The following is a 26623-nucleotide window of genomic DNA, read 5'->3' on the forward strand; positions in this document are numbered from 1 at the left end:
TGAGTAATTAGATGTTGCTGAAAAAGTGCAATGGTGAGGGGAGGTGTCAGGCTTCGGGTTTCAGGTTTCAGGTGAAATACTTATAAATTAAAGACTTTAGCCAAATAGTTATTTTTCATAAATTGCTCATTTGTATCAATTATTTTTGATTCGGATAGAAAAAATAGAGTATTTTTAAAGAAAAAAATCAATTTATGACACTTTTTGTTATGTAGAATAGACTTTGAACCTTTATTTGACAAGGGTTTCGATTTATTCGGCAGACCCTAATTAAATTCCATGTTTGGAGTTTACTAAAAAAGTAGTGTCATGTCTATTTCTGATTTTCTCATCCTCTCCTACTTTGTAGCCCCCACAGTTATTTTTCAAGAGTTAGAATGTGATAATCCTTTTGTGTTGGGTTATATTGAAAAAATGAAGGGTTATACTGATTAGAGAAGGTAATTATCGTATTGGTTTAACCATTGATAAAAAGGATAAGATTATTGTTTCTGAAAGAGTTGCCCATCGTCGAGAAATTTATCGAATTTTTCCTTAATCTCATTTTCTGATAATATTTGGTTGGGGTGGAGGGCGCCCTCCACCGTTACTTAAATCTTAATTATTTTAAATCTTTTCTTAAATTTATTTGCTCTTTTTCAAGACTTTCTAATTTAGCTAAAATTTGCTTTAATAATTATTCTTGATAAAGATTAATCTTAAAGATTATCAAAAAAATTCGATAAAATCTCTGAAAAAGATTAAGAATAAGAAGGCAATTTCTTAATTATTTGAGCTTCAATTTCTTCTAATGCGGGTACAATTCCAACAGTTGAATCATCCAAAGTATAATTTTTTAACTCTGTTAAATAATCGAAAATATTTTTTCTTAAAGTGGGACGAGATTTTTCTACCATTTTGCTATAATCCCAAACATCCCATACCAAAAAACCAATAGCGAATAAAGGATCAGCCAATTTAGCAGTGGTTGATAAAACAATGGAAGTACCACTTTTTACAGCGACTTTACTACTTGCCTTGACAGCAACCTTACTCAATAGTTTCGTACCAATGACAGCACCAACAACTGAGCCTTCTGTTAATGCTGAACTCGCCAAATTTTCGATCGATAATTTTATCTGGAACTCAGGTGATATAATAGCGACTTGGCAAATATGGCTTAATGATGAAGTTATGGAAGTAATACCGGCAATAGATTTATTAGATGGGCGCTGTGTGCGTTTGTATCAGGGAGATTATGCCCAATCCCAAGTATTTGATGAAAACCCTTTGGCTGTTGCCCAAAAGTGGGAAGCCCAAGGCGCCCCTCGCCTTCACCTTGTGGATTTGGATGGAGCAAAAGAAGGAAAGACGGTAAACTTATCAGTTATTGAGCAAATTGTCAAGCATTTATCAATTCCCGTGCAAGTAGGAGGGGGATTACGCCAGCGCCCTTCGGTGGAGCGTTTATTTGATTTAGGGGTAGAAAGGGCGATTGTTGGCACAGTGGCGGTAGAAAACCCGGAATTAGTGCAGGAATTATGTGAAGCCTTTCCCCATCGTATCGCCATCGGTATTGATGCGCGCAATGGCAAGGTAGCCACCAAAGGATGGCTAGAAACTTCAGAAGTGGAGGCGGGCGCCCTTGCCCAAACTATTTCACCCCTCGCCGCCGCCATTATTTACACTGACATTCATCGAGATGGCACGTTAGTAGGTCCTAATTTAGAGGCTTTGCGCGAGTTGGCACAAGTTACCGATATTCCCATTATCGCTTCTGGGGGGGTTAGTTCTCTTACGGATTTATTGAGTTTATTAACCCTTGAACCTTTGGGGGTGACGGGCGCTATTGTGGGTAAAGCTATTTACACGGGGAAAGTTGACCTCACAGAAGCTGTTAAAGCATTGGGTGACGGGCGCTGGCAAGATGTGCCTCCTCCTAACTCCCGCTTAGTCTAATTTTGACAGGAAAAAATTTGACTATTTGACTATGAATATGATAGGTTTTTTCTGAAAAGGGCTTAAAAACAGCAAGTATGTGATTAAACTGCCATAATTGTCGATTAAGCAAAAATTAATCCTTTTGTGGTCTTAACCTTGATTCAATGCCAGTTATTCAGTTATTTTCTATTAATGTGTCATCACCATCCCAGACATTCCTCGAAAAATATCAATCAAGATGATTGATACACTAATTAAATAAAATCTGAAAAAATGTTTATCAACCCAACCACCTTAAAAAGAGAATGGCTTTCCAATATTCAAAATGATATTTTAGCAGGGGCAGTGGTAGCCTTAGCACTTATTCCCGAAGCTATTGCCTTTTCTCTCATTGCTGGACTTGATCCCCAATCCGGTCTCTATGCTTCTTTTTTGATCGCTATAGTAACCGCCGTATTTGGAGGAAGAACAGCTTTAATTTCTGGAGCAACCGGTGCTATCGCTCTTTTGGTTGTCCACTTAGTAAAAGATCACGGTGTCGAATATTTGTTTTGGGCAACTATTCTCATGGGAATTTTCCAAATTATCTTTGGCATGTGCAAATTAGGGAAGCAAATGAAATACATCCCTAGAGCTGTGATTATTGGTTTTGTTAACGCCTTAGCCATCTTGATCTTTCTCGCACAACTGCCACAGTTAAATAATGCTTCCCTTACTGTATATGTAATCACGGCAGTGGGATTAGCAATCATGTACATTTTACCCCGATTGACTACCATCGTCCCAGCGCCCCTCGTCGCTATTATTTCATTAACGGCTGTGTCTATCATCTTCAATCTTGACGTGCCTACGGTGGGAGACATGGGCAAATTACCCACTTCCTTACCCGTTTTCCATTTCCCCGAAGCACCTCTCAATTTTGAAACTCTACAAATTATTTTTCCTTTCTCCCTCACTATGGCTATTGTGGGGTTACTAGAATCTTTATTGACGGCGTCAATCCTCGATGAATTAACCGATTCCCCCAGTGACAAAAATAGAGAATCAACAGGACAAGGTCTTGCCAATATTATTGCAGGGTTTTTCGGTGGTATGGGAGGATGTGCCATGTTAGGTCAATCCGTAATTAATATCCAGTCTGGAGGGCGCACGAGATTATCCTCCTGTGTTTCTGGCGTATTTCTGCTCGGGTTTATCCTCTTCTTAGGAGAATGGGTGCGACAAATCCCCATGGCATCTCTAGTGGCGGTGATGATGATGGTGGCTATCGGTACATTCAATTGGCCCTCTGTTAAAAATATGAAAAAAGTGCCTCGTAGTGAAACGATGGTGATGATTACCACCGTAATTGTTACCATCTTATCCCACAATCTGGCTATTGGTGTAATTATCGGTATTGTTCTAAGTACAGTATTTTTCTCAAGAAATATTGCTCAACTGGTATTTGTTGACAAATATGTGGATGAAACCAAACAAAAATGTACCTACAGCATCTCTGGTCAGCTATTTTTCATTGCCATTGATGAATTTTTAGAATCATTTGATTTTGAAGAAGTTTTTGAACTGGTTATCATTGACTTAACCAATGCTCACTTATGGGATCAAGCCGCTATCACAGCCATTGATAAAGTTGTTCTCAAGTTCCGTCGCCATGGAGCTGAGGTGAGTTTGATTGGTCTGAATGAAGCTAGTGCTACCCTATTAAACAGGCTAGCAATTCATAACGATCCCGATGCTCTAGAAAAAATGGCAGGTCACTGAGTAAGCAAGAAAATTACTAATTATGAGAAAATTACTAATTATGAAAAGTATCTTATTATGTACGGATGGTTCAGATTTTGCTGAAAATATTTATCGTTATGGTGCTTGGTTTGCTAAAAAATTAGATAGTAAACTGAATGTGTTATCTGTGACGGATATCCGTTCTCAGCAAGTTGTCTCTACTAATAATTTTAGCGGTACTCTTAATCTGGGTACTTCTCAAAAGTTATTAGAGAAATTAGTAGAGATAGAACACCAAAAAGCACATTTAAACCACGAAAAATCTAAATTAATTTTACAAGCAGCCGCAAACTTCCTTCATCAGGAAGATATTACTAATATCAGTTTGATTAATAAAACAGGTTTTCTTGTGGATGTGTTGCATGAGTTTGAGACGGAGAATGATTTAATTATCTTAGGGAAAAGAGGAGATAACGCTCAGTTTGCATCTAATCATTTAGGTGCAAATGTAGAAAGAATTTTGCGTAGTAGCCATAAACCTTGTTGCGTTATTCCCCGTGAATTTAAGCCTGTAGAAAGTTTACTATTAGCTTATGACGGCGGTGCTAGTTGTCAAAAATTAATTAGTTTCATGGCATCTTTTCCTATTTTTCAAGATTTGGAGCTACACTTGATTACTGTGGCTCAGAATAATCACGATCAAAATGCCAAGGCAAGTTTTGCGGAAGGAAAAGAATTAGCCACCAAAGCTGGTTTTAACCCTATTGCTGTCTTAAAAGAAGGACATCCCGAAGATGCCATTGCTCAATATATCGCCGAGCATGATATTAGTATGTTATTGATGGGCGCTTATGGTCATAGTCGTATCCGTCAATTAGTGATCGGCAGTGTTACCGCTCAAATCCTTCGTGCTACTGATATTGCCACTTTTGTTTTTAGATAATTTCAGCTAAAAATAATCATCAGTGTTGGAAATTCTCCAACCCTGAACGAATCTAAGCTGTACGCTTTTTGGGAAGAATCAATATTTGCAGATTTTGGGCATTTCCTTAAGAAACTAAGATTGCTGAGAGAACTCACGTTACTCCTTTTCTGATACCCTAGATCGAGTTGTAAAAACTTATTATAAAAAATATTTATATGAATGATCAAGCTCGTACCATCGTTATTGGTACTCGTAAAAGTAATTTAGCATTAGTACAAACTTATTGGGTCAAAAAAGAGTTAGAAAGTCATTTCCCCGATGTGGATTTTGAAGTGGAAAAAATGAGTACCCAAGGGGATAAAATTCTTGATGTAGCTTTGGCAAAAATCGGCGATAAGGGTTTATTTACCAAAGAATTAGAAGTAGGCATGATCAATAATGAGGTTGATTTTGCGGTGCATTCCCTCAAAGATTTACCTACTAATTTACCTGATGGCTTAATGCTAGGTTGCGTTACTAAACGGGTTAATCCTGCTGATGCTTTAGTTGTTAATGAAAAGCACCTTAATAAACAGTTAGACACCCTTGCCGATGGTGCGGTGATAGGTACTTCTTCTTTACGCCGTTTGGCACAATTACGCCACCATTTCCCCCATTTAACTTTTAAGGATGTGCGCGGTAATGTTAATACTCGTTTAGCGAAGTTAGATGCTGGGGAATACGATGGGATTATTCTGGCTGTGGCTGGTTTAGAGCGTTTGGATATGGCTGATCGAGTTCATCAAGTTATTCCTAGTGAGATTTCCCTTCATGCGGTAGGGCAAGGGGCGCTGGGCATTGAATGTCGTATCGGTGATAATACTGTGTTAGATTTGGTCAAAGTGATCGAAGATAAGGATACCCTTGATTGTACTTTAGCAGAGCGTTCTTTTCTCAGGACTTTAGAGGGCGGTTGTCAAGTGCCTATCGGTGTAAATACTTCTATTACGGATAATCAATTAACTTTGGTTGGTATGGTTGCTAGTCTTGATGGTCAAACTTTACTAAGAGAAACTGTTGTTGGTGAAAGAGATCAAGCGGAAGATATTGGTAAGCAATTAGCGGAAAGATTGAAGGCGAAGGGCGCTGGTGATATTCTTCAAGCTATTATCGCTTCGGCAAGGAGTTAGAATTTTTGGACAGGGGGGAGTGATAAGTAGGCTTTGCTGAAAAAGTGGAGTGGTGAGGGGAGGAGTCAGGAGAAATGCTTATAAATTAAAGACTTTGCCGTAATAATCATTTTTCATAAGTTGCTCTTTTAACCTTTGCCCTTTGCCCTTTTAACTTTGCCCTTTTTTAGCCTTTGCCTTTTTCACTTTGTTCTTTTACTCAATCTCTTGTCAAAGTAAGTTATAATCAAAAAAGTGAATTTTGTTACAAAACTTCATGAAATATTCAGGGTGTTGACATCCTGTGAGGGAATTGGAGACTAAAAAAATTAGCAAAAAATTCCTTAAATTGACCAAAAATAAACGTTATTATGGAAAATTCCCCCAGTCAGAAACACGCTATAATTACCGGGGCAAGTAGCGGAATCGGTAAAGCCACCGCCATAAAATTCGCTCAAGCAGGAATAAATGTTAGTTTGATTGCACGTTCTAGCAGTAAACTAGCGGAAGTTGCTCAAATAGTCAGTGATTATGGAGTACAAGTCAAAACCCATGCTTTGGACTTAGAGGAGGTTACAAAAGTTCAAGCAGAAGTAGAAAATATTGTTATTCAGTGGGGAGGCGTTGATATTCTCGTCAATAACGCTGGGATTGGTTATACCAATTTTCTGCAAGAAACTACTCTTGCAGATTGGCAACAGGTGATCAATCTCAATTTAACCAGTGTATTTCAATGTATCATGGGGGTGTTACCTACCATGAAAAAACAACAGCAAGGCACAATTATTAATGTAGCTTCGATCGCTGCAAGTAATCCCTTCCCCGGCTGGGGTGCTTATTCTGTCAGTAAATCTGCTTTAGTTACCCTCAGTCAGTGTTTATCGGCGGAGGAAAGAGGTAACGGTATCCGAGTGACTACTATTTCACCGGGCGCTGTTGATACTCCTATTTGGGATACTGACACGGTGAAAGTGGAGTTAAACCGCAGTGCTATGTTAACTGCTGAAATGGTTGCAGAAACAATATTACAGGCGGTTTTATTACCTCAGTCAGCAGTAATAGAAAATCTAACCGTTACTCCTAGTTTGGGAGCGCTTTAGGTTGCTTTGATTAATTTTTAAGTCCTTGAGACTACATATCAACTATTTTCAAGTAGCTGATATTTCCTAACTCACATATTTAGTAATTTTATTTCTTTTATTATGACAGTATTTGCCAACGGTTCTGACCCTTCTCAACAAAATCCTCTTACTTCTCAATCTATCACTACTGAAGTTTTTAATAATGTTAGTAGTCGCCCAGATCGTAATACCCATAATGGGCAGGAAGCTAAAATTCAGGAAGCGAAGGAAGAAAATAAACAGCAGATGATGGATTCAGTATATAAGATGCTGGAATCGATCGGGGAGGATCCGCAACGGGAAGGACTTTTAAAAACGCCTAAAAGGGTAGCTGAAGCGATGCAGTTTCTCACTCAAGGTTATAGTCAATCCCTTGAACAACTTGTTAACGGGGCAATTTTTGATGAAGGTCATAACGAGATGGTGTTAGTGCGAGATATTGACTTTTTTAGTCTTTGTGAACATCATATGTTGCCTTTTATGGGGCGCGCCCATGTGGCTTATATTCCTAATCAAAAGGTTGTGGGTTTAAGTAAGTTAGCTCGTATTGTGGAGATGTATTCTCGTCGTTTACAGGTGCAGGAAAGATTAACTCGTCAAATTGCTGAAGCGGTACAAACTATTTTAGACCCTCAAGGGGTGGCTGTGGTGATGGAGGGCGCTCATATGTGTATGTCTATGCGCGGGGTGCAGAAACCGGGTTCTTGGACTGTTACCAGTGCTATGATTGGGGTGTTTCAGGATGAGACTAAAACTCGTGAGGAGTTTCTTAATTTGATTCAGCATCAACCTCGTTTTATGTAATCTTTTCTTTTGTCTTCGGGCTAGAAGCCCGAAATACGTTTGATTGTAGGGGCTGAATAATATTCAGCCCTTTTTTATAGAAATTTTTGGGGTGATTATGATGATTTACAATAAATTAATTAGAGATAAAATACCTGATATTTTAAGTAAAAATAATCTTCAATATAATATAGATAATTTTAGCGATCATGAATATCAACAAGCTCTAAAAGATAAACTTTTAGAAGAAGTGCAAGAGTTATTAATATCTAAAAATAGTCAAGAAATAGAAGAAGAAATCGCTGATATTTACGAAGTACTGGATAGTTTAATTGATATTTTTGGTTTAAATCAAGAAAAAATTAAAGATATTCAAGTACAAAAAAGAATTGATAAAGGTAGTTTTCGAGCAAACATTAAGCTAGTTTCAGTTACTAATAAAAGTTATTTTATTATCGATAGTAAAGAAGAAAGTGTTTTACAAGAATTAGAGATTTTTTTGGAAGAAAAAGTTAAATCACAAGCAGAAATTATTGATTTTGATAGCTATTTATTAGCTAATATTGTTAATGAAATAAAAACTATTAATCCACTTTGGTTTAATTTAAAAGTACCTAAAAATTTAGGAGGTTTGGAGTTTAGTAACACTGCTTTTTATCGTTGGCAAACCTTGATAAGTCAATATTCAGGGGCTCTAAGTTTTTTACAAACTCAACATCAAAGCGCCCTCCACCAAATTGCCAATAGTGATAATTATTATTTAAGGGAAAAGTATTTAGCGCCCTCCATCTCAGGGAAGATATTATGTGGTGTGGGTTTTTCTCATTTGCGCCGTAGAGATAAGGTAATGTTAAGTGCAAAACCTGTTAACAATGGGTATCAATTAACGGGGGATATTAGTTGGATTACTGGTTATAATTTTTTTGATTATTTTATTGTGGGTGCAACTTTACCTGATGGCTCAGAATTGAAGGCAATTACGCCTTTTTCGTCTCATAATCATGGTGATAGTAGTCTTAATTTTAGTGAAATTATGAGGTTAGGGGCGCTGTCTAGCACTAATACAGTGACAGGAAAAATGGTTAACTGGTTTATTCCTCAAGAGAATTTAGTTAGTATTAAACCCCCTAATAATATTCATCAGCAAGATCAACAAAATATTCTACATCATGGTTTTTTTGCCCTAGGTAATACTCTTGCAACTATGAAATTGATTAAAGAAAATTGCCGAAAATTAGGGATTAATTATGATGAGAAATTAACTGCAAAAGTGGTTAATTTAGAAGAAGAAATGTTCAGCGCCCTCCACCATGAATTAAGTTATCATGAAAAATTGCAACTCAGAGTAAAAGCGATTAAATTAGCTTATGAATGTGCAGAAAAAGCGGTAATGAGTAGTAAGGGGGGCGCTAATTTGTCATGTCACCCTGCCAATCGTCTTTATCGAGAAGCGCTGGTATATAGCGTTTCTGGACAAACTATGGATGTTTTAACCGCTTGTTTATGTTAGTTAATGATTAACAATCTTTTAACTTAGCTAAGTGCAAAATAATTTTATCAATATTTTCTCTTAAAATACTGACACTCTGATTTGAATTATTAACAATAATAGTCACGATTAAATTATCAAAATTTTCCCCGTCTAAATAACCAGCAAGAGCGACAGCGCCCGTCAGCGTACCAGTTTTCCCCCTTAATTTTCCCTCAACAATAGTATCTTTAAAACGATTGCTTAATGTGCCGTCAATTCCAGCAATACTAAGGGAATTAACAAAACTTGGTTCATTTTGCATCAATTTTAAAACGGTGTGGAGGGCGCTGGGGGTAACTAAATTTTGACGAGATAAACCAGAGCCATCATTTAAGAAGAAACTACCATTTTCTAATCCTAAATCTGTTAATATTTTGGTTAAACTTTCAATTTTACTATCTTGATTATTAGCTAAATTATCATATAAAAATTCTGCGTATAAATTATTACTATCCTTATTGGTTGTGGCAATTATTTCTTTTAAAATTGGTGATTTAATTTCTTGATATAACTGATAATCTGACAAATTATAACTATCATTCACCTGAGAAGTATTGACTAGAATATTATTAGTTTGTAAAATATTCACCAGAGAATCAAGGAAATATTGACTAGGATTAGGAATAGTTAAACGCCAATCACGAGATTCTGAATTAGGAGGCATTTCCCCCGTCAAATTAATTTGGTAATTTTGCCAATTAACTGTTAACTTTATTTGACTATCTTTAATATTATTATTAACTAAAATTTGATTATTAACACGCCACTGCTTTCCCCCTAAATTATCTGACCAATTAATGATTGGTAATTGATTATTTTCTCTACTAATTACATTAAAAGAAACTACATTTTCTACTAAATTAAGTTTACTAATTGGTGGGGCATAAGCAAAAGGCAAATCAGAAACTTCCCAAGTGCCATTCACTAAATTATCAGTTTGGTTATCACCAACAACAATTACTTTATTAATAGATTTAATGCCATCTTTTTTTAACTTTTGAGCGATGTTTTTTAAACTGTTATGGGTTAAAGTAGGATCGCTTGAACCCATTATAATTAAAGTATCTAAAACCGGCGCACTCCCCCGTATATAAACAGGGGTGGTTACTTGATAATTTTTGCCAAATTTAATTAAGCTACTGGCGGTAATTAATAACTTTGCATTAGAAGCGGGAAGAAAATATTTATCGCTATTGAGTTGATAAAAAGTTTCATCATTATCCCCATTTTTTACAATAATTCCCCAATTTGCCTTTTTTAACTCTGGTTGATTAATAATATTATCGATAGTTTTAGGTAAATCTTGGCGACAGAAAGATGTTTCAGTTTGTGCTTTAATTTGTGATGGACTAAAAGCATTAATTACAACAAATAAACTAAAAAAAGACGCTTGTAATAAAAGCTTTAACCGTTGCTTAATATTCATATTTGCTCATTAGAATTTGTAGGGGTTGAATACTTATTCAACCCACTGATTTTAACCTCTTTATTTAACAAAAACTGGGATTTATTTGACAAATTTAGATGCTAAAATCTCATAATTATCTACTTTGTACTTTTAATTTGCTCCCAAGAGTTAACTTTTTCAGCAACCCCTAATTAAAAGCATCTTTAAGGGCGGTGCGCGCTGCCAAATTACTGCGAGTAGTATTCAAAATATCGGCTTCTCTGTCAAGACGCTCCGCCGTATCTCTCATTTCCAATAATACTTGTTGTTCAGAGGCCACGCCATACAAATTACTGGCTACCCAATAGGATAACTCAGAAGGAGAAGTGGGTAAATTTTCGGGTAATTCTATTTTTTGATCCGTTAATTTAGCAGATAATTTGACTACATCTTTTAATAAACTTTTCACTTCTAAGGCTTTCCCTCTTAAATCATGAGGGGAAGATAAATCTTCAATCCATTCCACTAAACCCACTCGATAGGGTTTTTCTCTCACATATTCCAACAATCTGAAGCGTTGTTGTCCCAGAGTTAGCACTTTCATGCGATCATCAGGTAATTTCTCGAAATGGATAATTTCTGCACAACATCCCACGGGTGCAATTTCCCCACTGCTAGAGTCGATCATCAGTACCCCAAAACGGCGATCATATTCTAGGATGGTATTCATCATCATACGATAACGAAACTCAAATATATGTAACGGTAGAGGGCGCCCGGGAAACAAAACTACTTCGGGAAGAGGAAATAGGGGTAATTCTCTAACGGCAATGGAAGATGATGTCATGATTTACTCTCTGGTAATGTATTTTTTATCAAAAATTGCTAATAATAATTGTTTCGATTGTATCACAGGGCGAATAATGGACAACTCTAATGGACAATTGACAATGAATAATGGATAATGGATATTTTAGAATTTACACACCAATGATCAAGTATTAAAACTTCATAACTAATAATTCATAATTTTCCCCATCCCTTTTCCCTAACTAAACTAATAATTGACATATTCAAAGTAAGAGAGCCAAAATTAATAATATTTCTTCACATAAACAAGAAGAGATTTACTAAATCTTAGATTTTCTATATAAACGGATATAAAATGACAAATAAATAAAAAGTTTGTGAAAGTATTCGATTTCGGTTTCAGAAAAGTAATATTTGATGTACGATAAAGGGAGATTTTGGTTGCCCCTTTTGGGGAAGTACCTTACAAAAATAGGATAGTAATACTATTAACGCTTCCGTGGGTGAAGCAGTCTGTTAAATCAGATAACATAAGTGTCTTAAAAATATTTTTTAAGGCTTTGAGGGATACCTCCTTTTGAGTATTTTACTCAAATGCTATTGCAGTTTATTACGGTATATGCCGTTTTATTCTGCATAAACGTATCAGAAAACAAATATGATGAATGATAAGGAATAATGACAGCCAAAAAGTGAGCTAGAATAACCTAAGCATAAACTATCTAGGTGTATATCGATGAGTGAAACTCAAGAATTTCGTCACATATTAGTTATTGAAGACCGTAAAGGCAGAAGAATCGTCTCTTTAGAAGATAGTAACTATACTTTGGGTCGAGATTCTAATAACCCCATCGTTATCTACGATTATCAAGTGTCTCGCACCCATGGCACTTTAATCAGGAAAATTGATGATGAAACGGGAGGTTATTCTTATCGTATCATTGACGGAGATTTGCAGGGCAAGAGAAGCACCAATGGTTTATTGATTAATGGACATTCTAAAATTTCCCATGAGTTAAAGCATGGGGATAGTATTCGTTTTGCTAATGAAGCGAAAGCAAACTACTACATTATCGCTACGGAGTCGGGTATAGATTTATTTAATCCTGATGATTTGGGTAATATGAACAGCGCCCGTAGCACTTTAACTAATTCGGCGACTCAAACCTTAATTTCTAAAGAAGAGGAAACCCACGAAGGAAGTGCAGAAGACCAAGAAGAATTAATTAGGTTAGCATCTTTTCCAGAGTTAAGCCCCAATCCCATCATTGAGTTAGATTGGGAAGGAAATATAACTTATCTCAATCCAGCGGCCAGTATCAAGTTTGAAACTATCCAAGATGATAAACTAGCGCACCCCATCCTAGCTGATTTATTGTCAGAATATAACAATCGTCAGGGTAATTTATTCCTCAGAGAAGTAAAAATTGGCGCAGAAGTATTTGAACAATATGTCCATTATCTCTCAGAAAAAAAATTAATTAGGTCCTATGTTTTTGATTTTACCAAGAGAAAACAAGTGGAAGCACAATTGCGAGAAAGTGAGGCTAGGTATCGCGCCATCATTCGTCAAACTTCTGAGGGCATAATTCTAGCTTATGCCAACAACAAACGCATTATCGAGGTTAACGATACTTATTGTCGCATGGTGGGTTACACCAGTGCCGAATTACAACAATTCACCCTTTATAATATCATCGCCACGGATTTACAGAAACTAAACCAAGATTTAACTAATATTACCGACACAAAGCAGGACTATGTTACTCAATATCTCCATCGCTGTAAAGATGGCTCATTATTAAATTTAGAGTGTAGTATCAGCGTTAATAGTTACCAAAATAAAGAAATTTTCTGCATTGTGCTGAAAAAAACCAGCGCCCTCAACCAAGAGTCGGAATATAGTATTTATGACAACTTTCATGATGTCTTGACTAAATTACCCAATGAAAAACTATTTCGAGAACAACTTAGCATCGCTTTAGCTAATGCCAAAAGATACCAATATTTAATGAGTTTGATTGTGGTAGAAATCCATAATCTTGCTGAGTTTAGAGATTTAAGAGGAGAAAAAGAAACAGAACGATTTATCCGCAATTTTGCCCAAACTTTCCAATCCTGTTTACGCGCCGGGGATTTAGCCGCGCGCTGGAATGATAACACTTTTATGGCTTTATTTTCCAGAATTAGAGGACCTAGAGACCCTGCTAAAATTGCCAAGCGTATGTCTAATGTTTTAGAACAATATTTACAAGAACAAAAAGGTAATATTGATTTAAAATTAACAGTGGGTATGGTGGTATATCCCCTTGATGGTGATGATACGGATACTCTAATCAAAAATACCCTTAATTCTTTGGATGAGGGGAGGGGCGCTACGCCACAAAGTTACGGCTTAACGGGCTTCACCATTAGCCCCAAAACTGCTAGTTTACTAAAATTAGAAAACTTAATCGGTAGTGCCATCCAAGAACAACAGTTCTTCCTTTGTTATCAACCTCAAGTAAATGCACAGGATCAAAAATTACAAGGTTTAGAAGCCCTATTACGCTGGAATCATCCTGAATTAGGGAAGGTAACACCACAACATTTCTTACGGTTAGCGGAAGAAACAGATTTTATGTTGCCTCTCGGTATCTGGATATTACAAACTGCCACCGCTCAAATGCAAAAATGGAATGAAGAGGGATTGCCAAAATTGATTATTGGCGTTAATATATCTGGTCGTCAGTTTAATCAGTCTAATTTCCCTGAAATCGTAGAGAAAGTTTTAGAACAAACAGGATTGCTCCCACAACAGTTAGAATTAGAAATTAATGAGGCTTGTTTGTCACAGAACCCTGAATTTGCCACCCGTACTATTAATCGATTATCTCAGTTAAATGTGGGTTTGTGTTTGGATAACTTTGGGGTAGGTAATTCCTCCCTCGGTTATTTACAACAGTATCCTTTCCGAGCGGTGAAAATTAGTCCGAGTATTATTACTAAAATGGATCAACATTCTTTACGGGAAAATACTCTGGTGAGGGCGCTGGTTACATTCGCTCAAGGTTATAATTTAAGGGTGGTAGCTGTGGGAGTAGAAAAATTAGAACAAATTGACCTGCTTCGAGATTTTGGCTGTGGGCAAATTCAGGGCAATTTATTTTCTCGCCCTTTACCAACCCAAGAAATTATCGATTTCTTAAAACAAGACAATCACTCTTTAATTTCAGACTAATATAGAAAAAACCCTAGATTAATTGACGAAAAATACCCATGAATGGCGATAATACCAGAACGATCATAAATAACAACTTGAAAGGTTTAACCCATGTTTTAGTCATTGAAGATGAAAGGTCTCGTCAAACCATTGTACTAGACGAGGGGAAATATTCTGTAGGCAGAGACCCTCGCAATACAATTCCTATTAGTTCTAAAAAAGTCTCTCGTTTTCACGCCACTGTTTTAAAACGTACGGACACTAAAAATAGTACCTTTTCTTATTGGTTGTTAGATGGTGATTTGCAGGGAAATCGTAGCACCAATGGCATTTTTATCAATGATGAGAGATGCTTAGTTAAAGAGCTAAAACATGAGGATACCATTAAGTTTGGTCTGGAAATCAAAGCCACTTATTATGTCGTCTCAAATGTGGCTGATTTAATGCTATTGCAGTCAGGAGATTTTACGCCCTCAGCGCCCCCCAGCACCACCATAGAGACAGGTAGTGAGTCCATAGATTGGAAACAAACCTTTGTGATGCCAGAAGGGAAATTAGAAACCTCAGAGCAAATTCCCAGCAATGCCCAAAGTGAGGAAATGAGCAAATTAGCATCATTTCCAGAGTTAAGCCCTAACCCCATTATTGAGTTAAGTTGGGAAGGGGTGATTACTTATTTGAATCCTTCAGCGACCACTAAATTTCCAGAATTACAAGTTGGTCAATCAAAAGATGATCATCCTCTGTTAGTAGGATTGGTCAAAAATACTAAAAATCATGGTAGTAATACTAATCTTTTTGTTAGAGAAATAAGTATTAAAAATCAAGTTTTTGAGCAATATATTCATTATTTATCTGAGCAGAAATTAATCCGTTGTTATGTATTTGATTTTACTAAAAGAAAAGTAATTGAAGCCCAATTAAAAGATAGTGAGCAAAGATATAAAACAGTTTTAAACCAAACCAGAGAAGGAATATTTTTAGTAGATGCCAGTAATAAAAAAGTCTTGGAAGTTAATAACGCTTTTTGTGATCTATTAGGTTATAACTTAGAAGAAATTTATTCTCTAAATCTTTATGATTTATTGTCTTTAGAGCAACAGGAAATTGATGTAAAAATTAAGAGTATTATTAGCAGGAAAACTACTCAGTGGAAAGAAGAACAAAGAGCAAGTTTTCTCAAAAAAGATGGTAGTTTAATTGAGGTAGAATGTAATTCTTCTTTGATTACTTATGGTGATCAAAAAATTATTTCCTTCAGTTTAAGCCCTCTCGGTAGGCAAATTGATCAATCCACAGTAATTCAAGAGCAAGGATTATATGATTTAGAAACAGGATTACCCAATCGTCATTTGTTTATGGAGCAATTAAACACGGCTATAGCTAATAGTACTCGTACTCAGGGTTTATTGTGTGTGATTTTTATTGAGTTGGCATTACAAACAAATTCCACGGAAGCGGTTTCCTATCGTCTCAAAACCAGTATTATTGATGGTTTTTCTAAACGTTTGCGCGCTTCTTTACGTTCGGGGGATACTGTGGCAAGATGGCAAGATAATCAATTTGTTTGTCTTCTCCCCATTGTTAAAACCGTTAAGGATATAGGCAAAGTGCGTAATCGAGTGGTAGAGGCACTGAAACCACCATTTTTTATTGATAATCAAAAAATTTACGTTAGAACTAATATTGGTATTGCTATCTATGGAGAAGAAAGTAATCAATCTAACACCATTCTTAATCATGCCCAAACTGCTATGTTGAAAAGTAAGGAGACGGGCGCTGGTAGCTATCAATTCTATGATATTAAGGTACAACAGGAAATTGATCGTCTCTTAAGATTAGAAAAATTGCTATATCATGCCCTAGATAAACAGGAATTTTCCCTATACTATCAACCCAGAGTAAATATTAAAACCAAACAAATCAAAGGAGTAGAAGCTCTGTTAAGATGGTCTCATCCTGAATTAGGAGAAGTTAAACCTTCTCAGTTTATTCCTTTAGCCGAAGAAACAGGGTTAATTGTGCCTATTGGTGAATGGGTATTGGAAACCGCTTGTTTTCAGCATAAAGTGTGGCAAAAAAATAATGTGACTAACCAGCCTATTCACGTTAATATTTCAATACAACAGTTTCAGCAACCTAATTTTGCCAGTGTCGTGTCAAATATTTTAGACAAAACTAAATTACAGCCTGAATTTTTAGAGTTGGAAATTACCGAAAAAATTATTACTGCTGATGTGGATTTGGCGGTAAAAACTTTGACAGAGTTGAATCAGTTGGGGGTAAAAATTTGTCTTGATGATTTTGGTGTGGGAATGTCGGCGGTGGGTTATTTAAAACAGTTTAAATTTCACACTATGAAAATTGATAACGTGGTAGTACAAAATTTACACCACAAATCAGAAGATTTACCCATGATTGGGGCAATTATTGCCATTGGCAAGAGTTTTCACTTAGACGTGGTAGCAGAAGGTATTGAAAATCAAGCTCAATTAGATTTACTATGTGAGTTAGGATGTGATGAAATACAGGGTAATTTATTTACTCAACCGCTACCGATGGAGGATGCTACTAATTTTTTGGCAAATCCTACTTATAATTTTACTTAATTATTTCCTAATAATATCTAATGAGTAGTAGTCACCTCAAGATTAATCATGTGCTAGTAGTGGATGAGTCTGGTGTACAGAGATCAATTATGCTAGAGTCTAGTATTTATTCTGTGGGCAGACATTCTGATAGTAGTGTTAAGCTAAATTCTCCAGCCGTTTCGAGGAATCATGCTACTTTAATTCGCAGCGACATTAATGAAAATCAATGCGCTTACATTCTCATTGATGGGGATTTACAAGGTAATCGTAGTCAAAATGGTATTTTAGTTAATGGCAAAAAAACTATTCGTCGTCAGTTAGAAAATGGCGATGTAATTTTATTTGGTAGTGATGAGATTAGGGGAATTTATCAAATTGAAATTGACACTAATCACAAAAAAGACGAACCAGAAAAGGATGATAATTGGCGAGTTGATGGTAGCTATCGTTTTAATATTCCTAGGGAAGAGTTACAAAATACTTTAATCATTTCTGAACAAAATTTGAGTGGTAATTTGCAGGAGGGCGAGATGAAAAGATTAGCTTCTTTTCCTGAGTTGTCTCCTCAGCCGATTATTGAGCTTGATTATAGCGGTGCGATAACTTATATGAATCCCAGCGCCCACCTCTGTTTTGGGGATTTGTTGCCTACGGTAGAAAATCCCATTCATCCTCTCATTGCTAATTTAGCCATTCCAAAGGATACCCAAAATAGTCAATTAGTAGTTAGGGAAATTCAAATTAAGGATCAGTTTTTTGAACAATATATTCACTATCTTTCTAAATATAATGTTATTCGCAGTTATATTTTTGATATTACCGAGCGGAAAAACTCTGAAGTTAAACTAAAATATCAGGCATTTCATGATTCTTTAACGGGTATCGGTAATCGAGATTATTTTTATTGGCAACTACACAAATTATTATTGGATGTGGAGGAAAATAAAGATAAGTTGTCGGTATTATTTATCGATATTGATCGTTTTAAAAATGTTAATGATACTCTAAACCATACTACAGGGGATAGGTTACTAGAAAGTTTTGCTTATCGTTTGTTGTCAATTTTACCTAGTAATTGCTGTTTGGCTCGGTGGGGGGGAGATGAATTTACGGTGGCAATCCAAGATACGGTTGTCCATAATGTCAATCATGTTATTGAATTAATTATGGGCAGTTTAAAAGAGCCATTCCTCATTGATAATTACACTATCTATGTTACTTGTAGTATTGGGGCAGCCATTTATCCCCAAGATGGGCAAAGTTTAGAGCAATTAATTCGTAATGCTGATATTGCTTTGTCTCGCGCCAAGCAAATGGGCAAAAATAACTCTCAATACTATACCAATGATTTAAGTCAACAACAAATGTTTTTATTTGAGTTGGAAAATAGTTTATATGATGCCATTGCTCAAAATGAGTTATATCTTAATTATCAACCTAAGTTGGATTTACAAACTAACCAGATTATTAGTGTGGAGGCGCTGGTGCGCTGGAATCATCCTTCTTTAGGAGTAGTATCTCCCAGCAAGTTTATCCCCTTGGCTGAGGAAACGGGCTTAATCATACCTATCGGTGAATGGGTGTTGGAGTGCGCTTGTCGTCAAACTAGGCAATGGTTAGATATGGGTTTTAATTTACATTCTATTGCCGTTAATGTATCGGTAAAACAGTTTAAACAGGATAATTTTGTGGAGAGAGTCAAGGAAATTATTACTTCTACTGGTTTGAAACCCGAACTTTTGGAGTTGGAAGTAACGGAGAGTTTGTTAATGCAGGATAGCGAAAAAACAGCGAAAGTCATTAAGAAATTGACGGAATATGGCGTTAAATTCTCTTTGGATGATTTTGGCACCGGTTATTCTTCCCTTAGTTATCTCAAAAAATTTCCCTTTCATACCATCAAAATTGATCAGTCTTTTGTCCGAGATTTGACGGTAAATCAACAAGATCAGGCTTTAATTGATGCGGTAATTACTCTCGGTAAGGGTTATAACATGAAGGTGATTGCTGAGGGAGTGGAAAATGAGGCTCAGTTAAAAATTTTACGGGATTTTCAATGTAATATCATTCAAGGGCAATGGTTAAGTATGCCCATGGGCGCTGATGATTGCACTGCTTTTATGAGAAGTTATCCTCAACGTTATTGATAAATAGGATTTGCTGAATAAATCAAAACCCTTATTAAATAAAGTTTTTAAGCATAGCTGTAAAGGTGTCAGGTATCGGGTGTTAGGTATTAGGTTTGAAAATTACACCTAAAACCTGCAACCTGAAGCCTGAAACCTTTGCCCTCACGATTGCACTTTTTCAGTCTCGCAAAGTCGCAAAGTTGCCAAGTTGAGATGATACTTTGGGTTAAGATAAGGAGAGAAAAGTTGATGAAAAGGTTTAGGTATTTTTGAGGTTAATGTATGAGTATTAAAGTAGGACAAAAAGCACCCGATTTTACGGCAACAGCCGTAATTGAGCAGGATTTTCACACGATCAAGTTATCGAATTATAGTGATAAATATGTGGTGCTGTTTTTTTATCCTCTTGATTTTACTTTTGTTTGCCCTACCGAAATTATCGCTTTTAGTGATCGTTATGAAGAATTTAGCGCCCTCAACACTGAGATTTTAGGGGTATCGGTGGATAGTGAGTTTGCTCATTTGGCTTGGATACAAACGGAAAGGAAACAAGGGGGCATCGGTGAGATTAATTATCCCTTAATTTCTGATTTACGCAAGGAAATTTGTACTACTTACGGAGTTTTGGAAACTGAAGCAGGAATTGCTTTAAGGGGTTTATTTATTATTGATCCTGATGGTACTATTCAATATATGACGGTCAATAATTTTTCTTTTGGTCGTAGTGTGGATGAAACTTTGCGAGTTCTTAAAGCGATTCAGTATGTGCAATCTCACCAAGATGAAGTCTGCCCCATCGATTGGCAAGAAGGCGATAAAACTATGGTAAATGATCCCGTGCGCTCTAAGTCTTATTTTGCCGGTGATACGGAAGATTAATATTAAGTTTGGTAATTATTGTATCTGTGTTAGCAGGTAAGGTTTGAGAGTCACCTCTCTCCCCTCCCCTAAGAACCGTGGGTGACTGTTACCAATCACACGGCTCAAGCCTTACTTCAAGCCTTCAACTTGGATTTAGAATGCACCTGTTTATGACAAGGCTTGTGTAAGTGTACAAGATTATCAGTGGAATCTTCACCACCATCTTTAACAGGTACTATATGATGGGTTTCTATTTGCTCTCCGTTAAATAAGTTTTCTCCACATATAGGGCATTTCCAATTTTGATTAATGGCTACTTGATAGTATTTACTACCTTTTGTCCAATAGTTTTTACCCTGTTTGAGTTTGCGGTAATTCCAATATTCTCGGAGTGAGGAATCCTATGGACTAGCATTGCCTTTGACTTTGATATGTCTAATGATTGGGGTACTAGCTATATTGTATAGGATATGAGTTACTTGTTGTCCTTTTCTGCCAATACCCTTACACATAAACACACCATTTCTTCCTCTAAAACTATGAAAATAGCGTTTGAATACCCATGTTTGTCATTTATTGGGATGCCTACGTTTAGCCCAACGGTAGAGGTAATGCCATACTCGGTTTTCGATGTATGAGAAGGTTTCTTTGCTACCTACCCCTCTGTAATAGTTGGCAAAACCTCTGAGAAGTGGATTCAATTTTGTGATAACATCTTCTTGAGTCCGAGCTTTCATTTCTGATAGTCTTTAATAGTCTGAAATTTAGATATTTTTAGCTACTAATAAATCAATTAATATTACAAAATCCTCCTGTCTTCCAGTCCTAAACAAATCCATTTCAATCCTTACTTTGTGAAAACCCTGCCCAAAAAGGGGAGGGAATGTTTTTTAAGCGGAAATCAACTCCAATTCTTCATTAAAGGCTTTTTTTTCCTCTTGATCATCAATTAAAGATAAACTGGTACAAGGTATGGTATCAGAAAGAATAGAACTTGCCATCATACCCGAATGTACCTCTAATTGTGCTTGGGGTAAGGCTTCAAACAATAATCTTTGTCCGGGAAATACCACTCTTTCAAAATACCAATTATTAATATTAGTGATTCTTGCCACCTGAATTTGACTGGTGGCATTAACATAACAGCACATGATCTTATTGTTATCATCGTTAGGGATGGAGTCTAGTATCTGAGCCATAATCTATCTTTTTTATTTATATTTTTATTTATTCTGTCACTATCTAAGTTAACATCCCTTGATCCCTGTTGGTTGTAAAGATAATTACCAATTACTATTATTTTTCTATTTTTTTCTGTTTTAAAGCGATCTTAAAAAAACATTAATTTTCGTTACATCACTGAAATTATGTTCAATGATTAATTACTTTTTAAAAACTAAGGAATTTGTTAATATGACTACATTTTGTTAACCTTATGTTAATAATTTGGTCTATGGTTGAACTTGATCCCTTCACTTTTCTGATCATTGTCAAGATAAGTTGATATTTAATCAATTTATAAACAGGGTGACGGGCGCCCTCCACCATATTTTAATTAGTTATGAAGAATTTATAGTTAAATTAGCTACCATAATGTTAATTAGATTATAAAAGGTGAATTATGGGTATTAGTTTACAAAAAGGACAAAGAATTTCTCTCAAAAAAGAAGCTCCTAAGTTAGAGCGTTTGATGTGTGGTTTAGGTTGGGATGTGGCTGAAAAAAAAGGGGGTTTTCTTGGCAGTTTACTAGGAGGGGGCTCTAATTTTGACCTTGATGCTTCGGTTATTTGCTGTGGCAAAAATCGCAAATCGGCAAATCCTCAAAGAGACATAATCTATTTTGGTAATTTACGTCATTATTCTGATGCTATTCTGCACATGGGAGATAATTTGACAGGAGAAGGAGACGGCGACGATGAGGAAATTATTATCAATTTGAAGCAAGTACCTCAAGATATTGATAAGTTAATAATTGTGGTGAATATTTATAATGCTTTTAGCCGTCAGCAAGATTTTTCTCAGGTGAAAAATGCTTTTATTCGCTTGGTGGATTTAGTTAATAAAAAAGAAATTGCCCGTTATACCCTATCTGGTAGCCAATATCAAAATCAAACGGGCATGATTATGGCTGATTTTATTCGTAACGGTGATGATTGGGAGATGGGCGCTAAGGGTGAAGGTGTCAGAGTTGAAGATTTGGGCGCTTTAGTTAAATTTTGCGTTTAATATCAATAAAAAGGGCAAAGGTTTAAAGGCTTAACTCTTTAATTTACAAGGATTTCACCGCGAAACCTGACACCCGAAGCCTGACACCTCCCCTCACCAAAATACTTTTTCAGCAACCCCTAATTAAGGTCTAAAAGAGGTTGATCGAGAGAAATATTTAAAGATTCCTCTACCACAGGTAAATCGATTAAAGGCTCATTGAGGGCAATAACTAAATTCCCGTCATCGGATGGGGAATCCTGTGCCATTTGCCACCATTGGCGGTTACCACCTAATAAACCGCTAATGGTGGCAACTGTTGCCACCACCAGCGCCCCTCCCCCCAACAAAAAACGTTGGCGTTGTTTTCTTTGTTGATCGATTTTGGCGAAAACCCCTTGAGAAATTTGGCGAGGGGTATATTCAGGTTGCGGAATGGGTAAATTATTAATTTCTTGACGTAAATTGAGCAAACGGCGATAAAGTAATTGAATTTCTGGATCATTATCCAATAAATCCTGTACTTCCTGCCGTTGATGGGGAGTTACTTCCCCATCCAAATAGGCGCTGAGAAGTTCAAAAGTACATTTATCAGTGGGATAGGGGTGATTAGACATAATATTTAGATGAGTAAGTAGAGGAGTAAAAAATTTAATTGTGAGTTTCTAAATAGGGTTTTAGTAAAATTTGTAACCGATTTCTCGCTCTAGCTATTCTTGATTTTACCGTACCTAAAGAAACTTTGGTAATGTCGGCAATTTCTTCGTAACTCAAACCCTGAATTTCCCGAAGAATAATGGTAGTGCGGAAGGCTTCTGGCAAGGATGCGATGGCTTGATGTAAAAGGTCGTAAAATTCTGAGGTACTTAAATTATCTTCAGGTAAAGGTAAATCAGAAGGAATATCCCATTTCATATCCTCATTAGCAGAAATAGAGGCATCCATAGAAAGAGGTGGTAAATGACGCTTTTTTTTGCGTAGTTGGTCATAGAATAAGTTAGTAGTGATACGACTTAACCAGCCTTTAAATTTAACAGGTTCTTGCAATCGTTTAATATTTTTATAAACCCTAATCCATACCTCTTGGGCTAAGTCTGCGCGGTCTTCCTGCCAGTCGGGCGCTAGATTATATAGTATTTTATCAACATAGGATTGATAGCGATTTACCAATTCGGCAAAAGCGATGCGATCAGGTTGGCTTCCCTCTTGACAGCGCACAATTAAATCAGTGTTGGAGAGTTGGTCAATTTTCACTCTTGATCTTGGTATAGCAATGGATAAACTACACCATGATAACGAAATCGAGGATACCATAACTTATTCTGTTTTAATAATCTTCCTTTTTTGACGGGGGAGGGCGCTTTTTTGTTTCCGAATAATTTGGAAAGGGAGATCATTAATTGTCAATTGTCAACTATCAATTTTCCCAAGCCTAATTAAGTTATCCTATGGAATACCAGCGCCCTCCACCGTTACTTTAATTTCGACTAGCTTTAACCAGATTTACTAAATCTTAGATTTTCTATATAAACGGATATAAAATGACAAATAAATAAAAAGTTTGTGAAAGTATTCGATTTCGGTTTCAGAAAAGTAATATTTGATGTACGATAAAGGGAGATTTTGGTTGCCCCTTTTGGGGAAGTACCTTACAAAAATAGGATAGTAATACTATTAACGCTTCCGTGGGTGAAGCAGTCTGTTAAATCAGATAACATAAGTGTCTTAAAAATATTTTTTAAGGCTTTGAGGGATACCTCCTTTTGAGTATTTTACTCAAATGCTATTGCAGTTTATTACGGTATATGCCGTTTTATTCTGCATAAACGTATCAGTAACAAAGATTAAGTGATGGTCACAAAGGAAGTTATTGTTATCGGGGGCGGTATTATCGGTTTGGCGTGCGCCCTCGAACTAAAATTAAGGGGTAAAGATGTCACGGTAATCAGTGGTAATTTTAAACAAGCCGCTACCCATGCTGCCGCTGGAATGTTAGCGCCCTCCGCCGAGGGTTTAACGGGGGTAATGTTAGAATTAGGGCAGCAATCCCTTGCTTTATATCCGCAATGGATCGATAAATTACAACATCTAGGGGCAAAAGAGGTGGATTATAACCCCTGTGGTATTATCGCCCCTGTTTACTCTAATTCTTCTACTTCTTCCTCTGGGCAATGGTTAGATCGTGCGAGTTTAGACTATTATCAACCCGGATTAGGTCACGAGGTGGTGGGTGCTTGGTGGTATCCTCAAGAAGGACAAGTTAACCCCCGTCTTTTGGGTCAAGCCTTATTGGAATTAAATGGAGCTTTGGGAGTAGAATTATTAGAAGGAGTAAAAGTCAGCGCCCTTCACCGTCACCATCACACTGTTACTTCTATCCTCACCAATCAAGGTAAAATGTTCGCTGATACTTATATATTAGCTGGAGGTGCTTGGTCTGGGCAACTGTTACCCTTACCTGTGCGCCCCATCAAAGGGCAAATGTTAAGTTTAAAAATGCCTTCTTCTCATCCTCTCCATCGAGTGATTTTTGGTGAAAATACTTATCTCGTGCCGAAGTGTGACGGGCGCTTGATTGTGGGTGCAACGGTGGAAGACGTAGGTTGGCAAAAAGGGGTGACGGGCGCTGGAATTAATATCCTTTTACAACGTGCCATCAAATTATATCCCCCCCTCGCTGATTGGAATTTACAAGAGATTTGGTATGGCTACCGCCCCGGCACTCCTGACGAAATGCCTATCTTAGGTTATGGTGACAGCGATAATTTAATTTTAGCCACTGGTCATCATCGTAACGGGATTCTTCTCGCGCCCGTCACCGCCCAATTAATCAGTAATTTAATTGATGGTAAAAATGACCATCTCATTACCCCTTTTAGTTACCAACGTTTTCTTTCTTCTAAGCCGCAAATTACAGCTAGTATAGCCCCCAAAATTATGACTTATCCCCTGCCCATGACCCCCCCTCAAAGCGCCCTCAACGGTTCAACAACTAGCAATACAGACCCTTTAATTATTGCCGGTCGCCGTTTTAGCTCTCGCTTAATGACAGGAACAGGGAAATATCCTAGTAGAGAAGCTATGCAACAAAGTGTTATTGCCAGTGGTTGCGAAATCGTCACGGTGGCAATCAGAAGGGTACAAAATAACGCGCCCGGTCATGAAGGATTAGCGGAAGCGCTAGACTGGACTAAAATTTGGATGTTACCCAATACTGCAGGATGCACTAACGCTGAGGAAGCCGTTAGAGTTGCCCGTCTCGGTCGAGAAATGGCAAAGTTATTGGGTCAAGAAGACAATAATTTTGTTAAATTAGAGGTAATTCCTGATAGTAAATATTTACTACCTGATCCCATTGGGACGTTACAGGCGGCGGAGCAGTTGGTCAAGGAAGGGTTTGCCGTGTTACCTTATGTGAATGCTGATCCTCTACTGTGTAAACGTTTGGAAGAGGTGGGGTGCGCTACGGTAATGCCTCTTGGTTCGCCCATCGGTTCGGGGCAGGGTATCCAAAATACTGCTAACATTAAAATTATCATTGAACAGTCTCAAGTGCCAGTAGTTATCGATGCTGGTATTGGTTGCCCATCGGAAGCTACTTTTGGTATGGAGATGGGCGCTGATGCTTTATTGATTAATAGTGCCATTGCTATGGCACAAAATCCCGTACAAATGGCAAAAGCTATGGGCATGGCAACGGAAGCCGGGCGCTTGGCTTATCAAGCTGGGCGTATTCCCATTAAAACCTATGCTAATGCTAGTTCTCCTCTAAGTGGTCTTGTGAGGTGAAGGGAAAAGTTTTAAAATGCATTCAGATGTATTACTTAGAGAATTTAAAGAAGCTGGTGCTTTACAAAAAATGGAGTTGCTGATTTTGAGTATGATTCATATTTATGGGAGATCGCTAAACTATTGAATAGTAAGTATTCTAGATTGTTGAGTTTTTATTTTCATACCTTGATTCAGCAACGCCCAAAAAATATTACTTCTTCATACTCAAGCTAGACTCACTCAAATAGAAGCTAGATTAACAAGGTGGTTATTGTCAGTGTATGACACTGTATTACAAGACGAATTAGACCTTACCCAAGAATTTATAAAGTTAGTAAAAATAAACTAAGTATTTCTCACCTTCTCCACAAATATAAGGGTTTGGCTGTGGGTAATGAGTTTTGAGACAAAAGACTAATCCTTTACGCTTCATCTTAATCTGATACGTTTATGCAGAATAAAACGGCATATACCGTAATAAACTGCAATAGCATTTGAGTAAAATACTCAAAAGGA

General features: G+C 36.8%; 20 protein-coding genes and 2 pseudogenes. 14 read left to right on the plus strand and 8 right to left on the minus strand.

Annotated features, from left to right (window positions below):
* The first annotated feature begins 309 nt into the window (after positions 1-309).
* Positions 310-538, plus strand: a pseudogene (locus IGQ45_05740) (type II toxin-antitoxin system RelE/ParE family toxin).
* A 202-nt stretch (positions 539-740) separates the two neighbouring features.
* Here the strand turns inward: IGQ45_05740 and IGQ45_05745 are convergent.
* Positions 741-1037 (minus strand): hypothetical protein, encoded by a 297-nt coding sequence (locus tag IGQ45_05745; protein ID MBF2056724.1) that lies wholly within the window; start codon positions 1035-1037, stop codon positions 741-743.
* Between the two features lie 136 nt (positions 1038-1173).
* Between IGQ45_05745 and hisA the strand changes: the two genes are divergently transcribed.
* The 7 genes from hisA (at position 1174) to IGQ45_05780 (ending at position 9129) form a co-directional block, all read left to right on the plus strand.
* On the plus strand, positions 1174-1938 hold the full coding sequence (gene hisA / locus IGQ45_05750; protein MBF2056725.1) for a 1-(5-phosphoribosyl)-5-[(5-phosphoribosylamino)methylideneamino]imidazole-4-carboxamide isomerase: 765 nt from the start codon (positions 1174-1176) through the stop codon (positions 1936-1938).
* A gap of 255 nt (positions 1939-2193) precedes the next feature.
* Complete coding sequence (locus tag IGQ45_05755) at positions 2194-3681, plus strand: SulP family inorganic anion transporter (protein ID MBF2056726.1); 1488 nt, start codon at positions 2194-2196, stop codon at positions 3679-3681.
* Positions 3682-3721: 40 nt separating this feature from the next.
* Entirely contained in the window at positions 3722-4585 is an 864-nt protein-coding gene (locus tag IGQ45_05760; protein ID MBF2056727.1) for a universal stress protein, read from the plus strand.
* 197 nt (positions 4586-4782) lie between these two features.
* Positions 4783-5736, plus strand: a complete 954-nt coding sequence (hemC, locus tag IGQ45_05765; GenBank protein MBF2056728.1) for a hydroxymethylbilane synthase — start codon at positions 4783-4785, stop codon at positions 5734-5736.
* A 350-nt stretch (positions 5737-6086) separates the two neighbouring features.
* Positions 6087-6815, plus strand: a complete 729-nt coding sequence (locus IGQ45_05770; protein MBF2056729.1) for an SDR family oxidoreductase — start codon at positions 6087-6089, stop codon at positions 6813-6815.
* A 102-nt stretch (positions 6816-6917) separates the two neighbouring features.
* A complete protein-coding gene (folE, locus tag IGQ45_05775) occupies positions 6918-7640 on the plus strand; it encodes a GTP cyclohydrolase I FolE (GenBank protein MBF2056730.1) in 723 nt (240 codons plus the stop codon).
* A gap of 97 nt (positions 7641-7737) precedes the next feature.
* Positions 7738-9129: a hypothetical protein gene (locus tag IGQ45_05780; GenBank protein MBF2056731.1), complete on the plus strand. Its 1392-nt coding sequence runs from the start codon at positions 7738-7740 to the stop codon at positions 9127-9129.
* A gap of 7 nt (positions 9130-9136) precedes the next feature.
* Here IGQ45_05780 and dacB read toward each other — a convergent pair whose 3' ends face one another.
* Together dacB and IGQ45_05790 are read right to left on the minus strand one after the other, a co-directional pair.
* Complete coding sequence (gene dacB / locus IGQ45_05785; protein ID MBF2056732.1) at positions 9137-10576, minus strand: D-alanyl-D-alanine carboxypeptidase/D-alanyl-D-alanine-endopeptidase; 1440 nt, start codon at positions 10574-10576, stop codon at positions 9137-9139.
* Between the two features lie 169 nt (positions 10577-10745).
* Positions 10746-11384, minus strand: a complete 639-nt coding sequence (locus IGQ45_05790) for an LON peptidase substrate-binding domain-containing protein (protein MBF2056733.1) — start codon at positions 11382-11384, stop codon at positions 10746-10748.
* A gap of 699 nt (positions 11385-12083) precedes the next feature.
* Here IGQ45_05790 and IGQ45_05795 point away from each other — a divergent pair.
* From IGQ45_05795 to IGQ45_05810, 4 genes are all read left to right on the plus strand, one after another.
* Entirely contained in the window at positions 12084-14567 is a 2484-nt protein-coding gene (locus IGQ45_05795; protein MBF2056734.1) for an EAL domain-containing protein, read from the plus strand.
* 38 nt (positions 14568-14605) lie between these two features.
* Positions 14606-17158 carry an EAL domain-containing protein gene (locus IGQ45_05800; GenBank protein MBF2056735.1) on the plus strand — a complete coding sequence of 851 codons (2553 nt, stop codon included), beginning with the start codon at positions 14606-14608 and terminating at the stop codon, positions 17156-17158.
* A 20-nt stretch (positions 17159-17178) separates the two neighbouring features.
* The gene (locus tag IGQ45_05805) at positions 17179-19287 is read left to right on the plus strand and encodes an EAL domain-containing protein (GenBank protein MBF2056736.1); all 2109 of its coding nucleotides are present in this window, start codon (positions 17179-17181) and stop codon (positions 19285-19287) included.
* A 264-nt stretch (positions 19288-19551) separates the two neighbouring features.
* Positions 19552-20148 carry a peroxiredoxin gene (locus IGQ45_05810; GenBank protein MBF2056737.1) on the plus strand — a complete coding sequence of 199 codons (597 nt, stop codon included), beginning with the start codon at positions 19552-19554 and terminating at the stop codon, positions 20146-20148.
* Between the two features lie 116 nt (positions 20149-20264).
* Here the strand turns inward: IGQ45_05810 and IGQ45_05815 are convergent.
* Positions 20265-20867: pseudogene (locus tag IGQ45_05815) on the minus strand (HNH endonuclease).
* Positions 20868-21020: 153 nt separating this feature from the next.
* The gene (locus IGQ45_05820) at positions 21021-21329 is read right to left on the minus strand and encodes a DUF1830 domain-containing protein (GenBank protein MBF2056738.1); all 309 of its coding nucleotides are present in this window, start codon (positions 21327-21329) and stop codon (positions 21021-21023) included.
* A gap of 422 nt (positions 21330-21751) precedes the next feature.
* On the opposite strand from IGQ45_05820, the gene IGQ45_05825 reads away from it, so the two are divergent.
* Positions 21752-22357: a TerD family protein gene (locus IGQ45_05825; protein ID MBF2056739.1), complete on the plus strand. Its 606-nt coding sequence runs from the start codon at positions 21752-21754 to the stop codon at positions 22355-22357.
* A gap of 119 nt (positions 22358-22476) precedes the next feature.
* On the opposite strand, the gene IGQ45_05830 is transcribed toward IGQ45_05825, so the two are convergent.
* The 3 genes from IGQ45_05830 to IGQ45_05840 are packed head-to-tail and all read right to left on the minus strand — an operon-like array spanning position 22477 to position 23733.
* The gene (locus tag IGQ45_05830) at positions 22477-22953 is read right to left on the minus strand and encodes a zf-HC2 domain-containing protein (GenBank protein ID MBF2056740.1); all 477 of its coding nucleotides are present in this window, start codon (positions 22951-22953) and stop codon (positions 22477-22479) included.
* 34 nt (positions 22954-22987) lie between these two features.
* Positions 22988-23650: a sigma-70 family RNA polymerase sigma factor gene (locus IGQ45_05835; protein MBF2056741.1), complete on the minus strand. Its 663-nt coding sequence runs from the start codon at positions 23648-23650 to the stop codon at positions 22988-22990.
* Positions 23587-23733: a hypothetical protein gene (locus IGQ45_05840; protein MBF2056742.1), complete on the minus strand. Its 147-nt coding sequence runs from the start codon at positions 23731-23733 to the stop codon at positions 23587-23589. The genes IGQ45_05835 and IGQ45_05840 overlap by 64 nt, the downstream gene beginning before the upstream one ends.
* 454 nt (positions 23734-24187) lie before the next feature.
* On the opposite strand from IGQ45_05840, the gene thiO reads away from it, so the two are divergent.
* Positions 24188-26125 carry a glycine oxidase ThiO gene (gene thiO / locus IGQ45_05845; protein MBF2056743.1) on the plus strand — a complete coding sequence of 646 codons (1938 nt, stop codon included), beginning with the start codon at positions 24188-24190 and terminating at the stop codon, positions 26123-26125.
* Positions 26126-26623 lie beyond the last annotated feature (498 nt).

This window comes from Cyanobacterium sp. T60_A2020_053, from assembly GCA_015272165.1.
Taxonomy (GTDB): domain Bacteria; phylum Cyanobacteriota; class Cyanobacteriia; order Cyanobacteriales; family Cyanobacteriaceae; genus Cyanobacterium.